The organism is Candidatus Methylacidiphilales bacterium, from assembly GCA_025056655.1.
Lineage (GTDB): Bacteria > Verrucomicrobiota > Verrucomicrobiia > Methylacidiphilales > JANWVL01 > JANWVL01.
This window is the reverse complement of record JANWVL010000108.1, coordinates 1-6,697: the sequence shown is the minus strand read 5'-3', so window position 1 is coordinate 6,697 and position 6,697 is coordinate 1. Positions and strand designations below refer to the sequence as shown.

Annotated in this window: 4 protein-coding genes and 1 pseudogene; 3 read left to right on the top strand and 2 right to left on the bottom strand. The window is 38.2% G+C overall.

Annotated elements, in window-relative coordinates:
• Positions 1 to 1,658: 1,658 nt before the first annotated feature.
• Together NZM04_06705 and NZM04_06700 are read left to right on the top strand one after the other, a co-directional pair.
• Entirely contained in the window at positions 1,659 to 2,033 is a 375-nt protein-coding gene (locus NZM04_06705) for a hypothetical protein (protein MCS7063716.1), read from the top strand.
• A gap of 225 nt (positions 2,034 to 2,258) precedes the next feature.
• Positions 2,259 to 2,642: a hypothetical protein gene (locus NZM04_06700; GenBank protein ID MCS7063715.1), complete on the top strand. Its 384-nt coding sequence runs from the start codon at positions 2,259 to 2,261 to the stop codon at positions 2,640 to 2,642.
• Between the two features lie 1,464 nt (positions 2,643 to 4,106).
• On the opposite strand, the gene NZM04_06695 is transcribed toward NZM04_06700, so the two are convergent.
• On the bottom strand, positions 4,107 to 4,586 hold the full coding sequence (locus tag NZM04_06695) for an HSP40/DnaJ peptide-binding protein (protein MCS7063714.1): 480 nt from the start codon (positions 4,584 to 4,586) through the stop codon (positions 4,107 to 4,109).
• A gap of 162 nt (positions 4,587 to 4,748) precedes the next feature.
• Positions 4,749 to 4,949: pseudogene (locus NZM04_06690) on the bottom strand (DnaJ domain-containing protein).
• Between the two features lie 1,021 nt (positions 4,950 to 5,970).
• Here NZM04_06690 and NZM04_06685 point away from each other — a divergent pair.
• A partial coding sequence (locus tag NZM04_06685) for a WYL domain-containing protein (GenBank protein ID MCS7063713.1) occupies positions 5,971 to 6,697 on the top strand: 727 nt, incomplete at its 3' end.

The following is a 6,697-nucleotide window of genomic DNA, read 5'->3' as shown; positions in this document are numbered from 1 at the left end:
ATGCGCTTTCGCTGGTCGCTTTCGCCATGGTATGGTAGGCGCGTGCGCGAGCGATCCTCTGTCGGTTGTGCAGCAATGCACCGCTCGCAGCCTTAATCGTGTCTGTGAGCACGATGCCATTCGATTGGTAATGTGCAACGCCCGGCGCGTCAGATCACCACGTCGCCACGGTGTAGCGGTGGTTAAGCACACTCTACGGCGTAGATGGGCTGATCGCCCACGCAGCCCACCGGCCCAAGTGGGAAGAAGAGCACTTGATCCTCAGTGTGCTTGATGGCGTCGGATAGCCTATCCGTATTTTATTCTTTCTCCTGACCTTGTCAAGGGGGTAAATAAAACTGGATCCATGAAGTGTCCAAAGAGACATAAGCAAATCAGTGGTCAAACGAGGCAAGAATCACAATGGCAGCCAGCGCTACCTATGCAAGGCCTGCAATCGTCATTTCACTCCTCAGCCCAACCCAATCGGCTACCCGCCTAGAATCCAGCACCAAGTCGTCGAGATGTATCTAGATGGTCACAGCTTCCGATGCATCGGGCGCCATCGACGTGTCAAGTGCGCAATCGGTAGCCACCTGGGTCAAGTGCGCCGGTGAACGTGCCTTGGCTGCCCCCCTATCCCACAGACACTAACCGATGACTAACCGATCGTCTAGCTTGAGAGCAGTCACATTCGTCGGGAGTAAAAAATGCGACGATCTCATCACGCAAGTCGAGTGCCGTATGTGCTGCGTAATGAGATTGTGCAGCTGATAAAACTATCAGGATTCTCGTTATGCTTAGCTTGTACGCGCATCAAAGAGCTGTACATACCTACACTTCAAGACCAATACATACTCATGGCATTCCTTAGTCATGTTGAAGATATTGAGCTTATGCTCTTTTGTCTAATCAGAGAATATGCCGTGACTGCCAACTCGACAGTCAACATCTTTAGCTTCATTTCAATCCCCATGAATCGGTGTTAGTTAAGATTTCATGTAGATTTATTGTATGCAATAATTATAATATAATAACAATAAAACAGACTTGTAGGTTAAAATAGGTAGAGAAATATCTATCCTTGTTGCGAAATATTCCGAAGGAATGTATTATTTAATGGAATAATTAGCATTCGTGATTGATAATTATGTTAGTGATCAATCGTCCACGAATCAGGTATATTGATACTACACAGAAGTTATTAGCTCTCTGCACAAATTTCCAGAAGATTTCATTCTCAGAAAATTTTATTATAGAGCATGATTTGATGGTTAGATCTGCTTATTATTATGGTCTGGCTACACGTGAAATTATAATTGGAGTAAAAGAAAACGGGAGTATTGACTGCAAGCCATTCATTGATTATTTGAGGTATAGTACTGATTTTAGAACACTGCCTGCGGAATGTGTAAAAAATAGGCCATCTGGTATTTCTATGTAAAAACAGCAACATCATATTTGCGGTATCTTTATTATAAATTAGTGTGCTTGTATTATAAAGCAATTAAATTGATTATCAAAAACATTGTGTTTATTCTTATGAAATTACAGTGGCATCAAATTTGCGAGATTTTTAATTATGTATCTTGATTGGTTTTGATTTTAGCAAACTTTCTTGTATGCAAGGATTATAATAGAATAACAAGAAAATAGTCTTGGGGGTTAAAATGGATAGCATGGAATATCTTTCCTTGTGGGCGAAATATTCCGCAGGAATGCATAAGTTAATACAACAATTATTACCTGAGCTTGATAATTATGTACATAATCAATGGTGCTCGAATCAGGTAATTGATATTGCACGGGAGATATTGGCTCTTTGCACAAGGTTCCAGAAGATTTCACCACCAGAAGATTTTATTCTAGAACATGATTTGATGGCCATAGCTGCTTATTATTATACTCTAGCTGCTCGTAAAATTATAGTTGAAATACAACAAAATGGGTCTATTAAATCCACACTATTCATTGATTATCTGAAGTATGGTACTTATTTTAGAAGGCTGTCCGCTGAATATGCGCACAATAGGCTATCTGGTATTTTTATGTAAAAACTGCAACATCCCATTTGCGTCACTTTTATTATAAATTAGTGCACTTGTATTATAAAATAATTCAATCGATCATCAAAAACATTGGGTCTATTTTTATTGAGTTATAATAAAATAAAATTTGTGATATTGTTAATTATGTATCTAGATTGGTTTTTATTTTAGCGAACTTTTTGCATGCAGGGATTATAATATAAGAACAAGAAGATAGTCCTGGAGGTTAAAATGGATACAGAAAAGTATCGGTTTTTGCAGGAGAAATATCTCAAAATGACTTCAGCAACGCTAGAAAAATTGAAGGGTGATATAATTAATTACGAGCTTAATAAGTCGAATTTGAGTCAGTTAAGAAATACTGCGCGAAAGATATTGGCTCTAAATAAAAGTTTTCGGAAGATTTCACCGCCAGAATATTTTATTAAATCACATCTTTTGTTGGTTACATCTACTTATTATTATGATCTGGGTGCTCGTCAAATTATAGTCGGACTTGAAAAAGACGGTTGCGTTAACTATGAGGCATTCGCTGTTTATATAAGACGTGCCGCTGATTTTACAATAGAGGCAACCGAATGTTTAAGAAATATATCATCTGAGATTTCCATGTAAAAGCAGTAACGGCTTATTTGCTGGTTTTTACATTATAAATTAGCGATCGCATATTCCAAAAGATTTAATTGACTATCAAAAATGTAACTATTTTGTAAAGTTGTGATTATATGAATTTTTTACATTATTAATTATGCTTTTCGATCAGTCTTGATTTTATAAAACTTTATTAAATTTATGGATTATAATTGAATAACACTAAAATAGTCTTTGTGGTTAAAATTAATACAGAGAAACATCTGTATTTTCGATCGAAATATTCCGAAGGAATATATGATTAATAGAAGAATTAAAGGCTATTATTGATAATCATATGTGTTATTAATCGCCCTCGAATCAGGTAATTGATACTTAACAGAAGATATTAGCTCTTTGTACAAGTTTCCATAAGATTTCACCGCCAGGAAATTTTATTGTAGAGCATAATTTGATGGTCATATCTGATTATTATTATGATCTGGCTGCTCGTGAACTTATAGTTTGAGTAGAAGAAAATGGGCGTATTAACCACGAGGCATTCGTTGGTTATATGAGGCGTGCTGATGATTTTAAAACAAATTTTTCAGCATGTTTAAAATGGATTATCTGTTATTTCCATATAGAAGCGGCAACATTCTCCTAAACAAAACTACCTGAAGTGTATACTATTCCGTAATTTATCCTGACCCTTAGATTTTAGAGTTGCAAGAATGGTCATAAAATCAAGCTTATTGAGAAACATAAAATAATATCAACATATAGGGCTATATTTATATTCAATATATAGACTGCATTAAATTAGTTATTATAAACGAATGTTCTTTAAAATAGCTACATATTTTTAGTAATTAATATAATTATATTTAATTATGTATAAATAATTAATGATATTAAATAAAATAAGAAAGACTTACCGCTATAATCAATTTATCATAGCATATTACATTTTAAATCTTCAACTAACTTAATATCTTGATATATTAATAATTGCAATATAATCAAGAGTGTTTTTTTATATGATAAACTCGTAGAAAATCAAGACATGATTTTATATCGCTATTCATTCTTAGACTAATGTTGCGAGATGTATTAATATTATACATATTTTACATGGGTGCAATGCATAATAGATGCACATATTAGACTAATAACCATATGAAGTATAACATCAAACATTCGTGGTGCAAGATCATCTTCAGGGCATTCTTATGTAGTTCACTCTGTTTATAATGTAAACAAAATCGACTTCTGAGATGTAATTGTAAAAAATAATTATTTTATCTCGGCGTTATATATAATAAATACGCGCCATGATCTAGTTGATGAAGATAGATACGAATTGACCTATATGTTAATGTATCTAGGTCAACGATGAAGAAAAACTGTAACATTCAAATTGGCCTTATGAAGATGGCAAGAAGCGTGTAATATGATTCGTTGCACGACAATTCAGTGTGCCTTCGTTGCTAAACGTTCACGATCAAACTAAGTAAGATTAGTAACTACCACACGCAAGTATAGGTGACCATATTCACCAGGTTTGTTAAACTTAGGCATGCCGCGCCCACGCACGCGGATAGTTGATCCAGAAGAAATACCCTGTGGAACTTTTATCACAATCGGGCCAGCGAATGTATCCACTCGTATATTACCACCTGTCATAGCCATTAACATATCTATGTAAACATTACAGTACAGGTCATCACCTTTGCGTTCATAGATAGCGTGCGGCATTATCTCAATCGCCAAATATAGATCGCCGATTTGTCCATCTACATTCTGGTTATCTTTTTTGCGCACTCTTATTCGCCAGCCAGCCTTCACTCCAGGTGGAATTTTGACTAAGAAGTCTGGTATACCCTTATTATGCACTATGCGAGTCGTACCATAGTAGGCTTCTTCGAGTGTAATGAGTATAATTTTTTGGAAGTTGCATGAACTTCTCGATGTTTTATAATTACCCAAAACCTTCCTGATCAAACTACTTAAGCCAATACCTTTATTATAAAAATTATCGATATTATTATCAAACCTGATGAATTTATCGTCATCTTCCGCTCTTTTCCATTCATATCTACATGGATCTCCTTCGCTTTGTGAATGATCAAGATATCCTTTATGTATCAGGTCATAGAACTTGCGTTTATCTGGATCGCTTAGTACCCCATAAGCCTCGTTGATCTCTTTGAACTTTTCCTCAGCTTCTTTATCTCCCTTATTAGCATCCGGGTGATATTGGCGTGCTAATTTACGAAACGCCTTCTTGATTGTCTCTATATCGGCGTTATGATCTACATTGAGTATTTTGTAATAGTTCTTGTGTTCCATATTATCAGTAAGTCCATGTCTGTTTTCCGATCAAACTATAGATATAGTTTAATCGGGATAAACTTAGAACAGAATTTCTAATCTTTGATTAGGCTCACTCCGGCTAACTTTTGTTAAGAGTAGAATGAGTCGTGTGATGTATTAATATACCACTCTTAAGCTAGATCATGATAATAGGAATCCCTAAATTTAAGTACTTGCTTTACCCATGAATAGTTCTTATAATCTTGACGTGCTTGCTTGAAAGGATATCGCTGATTTTGCTTTGTAAGCAATAGATTAATAAAAGATTGATTTAATACCTTTATGCGCGTCAAAAATTATCTTTGCGGTCAACCTAAGCTAGCTATATGCCATGACAACTTTGTGTATGTTTTATTGACTTAGTATATTCACAGATTATCCTAAACAATCAGATACATCTACAACTATAGTCTAAAGAAGTGCATCTGCACAATACGTTATTAAAAAGTGTTGCTAGCTATAGTAGATACTTTATTATCATTTTCACGCAGTCTGTTTTTTCAACACAAGTGAATGATTCCTGCTGATATTTCTTTTCGCTAAAAATAGTTTTACAGTCGGTTACGGTGTTTATACATAAAATAAAAATCACCCCCATAACTTAAGGAGTAAATAAAATTATGTGCGTAAAGTTTACGAAAAGAAATAAGCAAATCAGTAATCAAACGAAGCAATAATTGCAACGGCAGCTAGCATTATTTGTGCAAAGCCTGCCATTGTCATGTCACTCCTCAGACCAACCCAATCAGCTACTTGCTTAGAATCCAGCGCGCAAGCCGTCTAGATATATCTGGATGGCCACGACTTCCGACGCGCAGGACACAATCTGCATTTATATGACGCCGTCGGTAACCAACTGCGGTAAGTGTGCCGGTGAACATGCCTTGGCTGATTTCATCTACCAGCCTCGAACTGACGACTAATCCATCGGCGAGCTTGATGATATGTTATAAATCGTCGGGAGTAAAAAATACGTCTATCTCATTACGCTGACCGAATGGCCATCCTGCCTTGTCACATATTGACACTCGCCTCATCCTGTGATAAGATGATGATACAGGCGATGATGAATCAAGCACGACTGGACTTTCAATATTGCGCCGACTGCCGTAGCGGCTGTCTCTGGTTGCGCCGGGCAAGCCGCAGACCTATTCGGTTGAAGCAAGTCTCGCCGAATTGCGGGGGATCTCGCTCGCTTAGGCCGACGGACACGGTGTTTTTCGCAGTGTGTGGAGGAGTTGCGGCGGACGGAGACATCTCGGCCGACTTAGAAAAGCTGCGCCTGCACTACACCTTTGTGCCGCCACCGTTGACGAAGACCAACGCCCAGACGTTGCTGACGGTTCATCGCGCCATTCGCGAGCAACGTCTGCTCTTCATCAGCTACTTCGCCAACACCACCGGCCAACGCGGCGAGCGCGTCGTCGAGCCCTACCATCTGAGCAACATTAGGGGCAATTGGTATTTGCTTGCCTACGACGTGGGTAAATCGGCCAAGCGCATCTTCCAAGTTGGGCGCATCCAAGCATGCCACGTGCTGCCCGAAAAGTTCGTCCGACGCAGCACGATCTCCATCCCCAATGGGCTGAAATCTTCATTCGGCGCCGAAGGCGGTGATGAGCCGGTCGAGGTAGTGATTCGCTTCGACAAGTATCAGGCGCCGTGGATTCGTGAGCGCAAATGGCACGACACGGCGAAGTTAGAGCAGAGCGAAGACGGCAGCG

Bases quoted from the DNA above. Each gene is read 5' to 3' on its own strand.
- NZM04_06705 (MCS7063716.1), top strand. From the start codon at position 1,659: ATGGAATATCTTTCCTTGTGGGCGAAATATTCCGCAGGAATGCATAAG.
- NZM04_06700 (MCS7063715.1), top strand. From the start codon at position 2,259: ATGGATACAGAAAAGTATCGGTTTTTGCAGGAGAAATATCTCAAAATG.